The following is a 1,159-nucleotide window of genomic DNA, read 5'->3' as shown; positions in this document are numbered from 1 at the left end:
CTGCGGCCGGTCCGCGGACGGCGTCGGCGACCCGGCGGGCTCGGCCGAGCACCCGCGGCAGGCGCGCGATCGTCCGCCGCACCGCGCCGGTGGTGGTGCGGTCCGACGCGTCGGCCAGGCCCTGTGCGGCGCCCCTGATCGCCGCCCGCGTCGGCGCGTCGGCCAGCCGCAGCACCCGATCGACCGGGACGTAGGCGGTCGTCCGCGCGATCGGGATCGTCCGGTCGCCGAGCGCCGGCTGGTCGGCCGAGCCCGGCCGCAGCTCGACGTAGGCGTTGCCCTCGAAGACCAGCCGCGGCCAGACCTCGACGCGGGCGTCGCGGCGGATCGGGCCGGCGTCCTCGGCGATCCGCAGCGTCGCCTCGGCGTGATCTCCGGCCCGCCGGATCCGATCGACCTGGCCGGCGCGGGTGCCGGCGATGCGGACCTCGCTGCCGGGTCGCAGGGTCGTGGCGTCGGCCAGCGCGACCCGCACCGTCCGCTCGGGCGAGAACGGGTCGGGCCGCTGCCACGCGATCAGCACCGCGGCCAGGACGACGACCACGACGAGCGCTCCGCGGATCCTCATCGGCACGACCTGCGGTCCTTCGTCGAGGCCTCGCCGGGCCGCGGATAGGGGTTGCGACCGACGTGGCAGGTCAGCACCATCGAGAAGCGGACGGCGCGGGCCCCGGACGCGCGTCCGTCGGGGAAGCCGAAGTTCCCCCAGCGGTTGAAGCCGACGACGGCGTCGACGATGTCGTCGTGGTAGGGCGCCAGGTAGCGCGAGAGCGGGCCAAGCGGCCCGGCCAGCGGCGCGATCAGGGCCGCGGGATCGCGGGCCTCGCCGAGTACCGGCCCGGCCTGGGAGAGGACCGGGGTGGCCTGGCGGCCGATCGCCGTGAAGGCGCCGATCCCGTCGTCGCGACCGAGGGCGGAGACGAGCGACGGCAGCGCCCGGCGGGTGGCGGCCGTCACCGGTCGCAGCCCGTCGGCCAGGCCGCCGACGTCGTCCAGCAGCGCCGTCGCCGGCGGCAGCACCTGGGCCGCGCGGCGCTCGGTCGCCGGCAACGCGTCGATCGCGGCCCGCAGGTCGTCGGTCGGGAGCGCGTCGAGCACCCGCCGGGCGGCCGGGGCGATCGTCGTCAGCGCGCCGCCGGCGTCGAGGCCGCGCAGGACC

The 1,159-nt window shown here is 78.1% G+C and carries 2 protein-coding genes; both read right to left on the bottom strand.

What is annotated here, in order from left to right; translation table 11 throughout:
* Positions 1-568: MlaD family protein (locus PAI11_RS10875; protein WP_138974237.1), on the bottom strand; the 568-nt coding region annotated here is incomplete at its 3' end.
* Positions 565-1,159 (bottom strand): hypothetical protein (locus PAI11_RS27100; RefSeq protein WP_040599871.1); only part of this gene is annotated, 595 nt, incomplete at its 5' end. The genes PAI11_RS10875 and PAI11_RS27100, both read right to left, overlap by 4 nt.

This window comes from Patulibacter medicamentivorans (assembly GCF_000240225.1).
Classification (GTDB): Bacteria; Actinomycetota; Thermoleophilia; order Solirubrobacterales; family Solirubrobacteraceae; genus Patulibacter; species Patulibacter medicamentivorans.
This window is presented reverse-complemented; position numbering and strand designations above follow the sequence as displayed.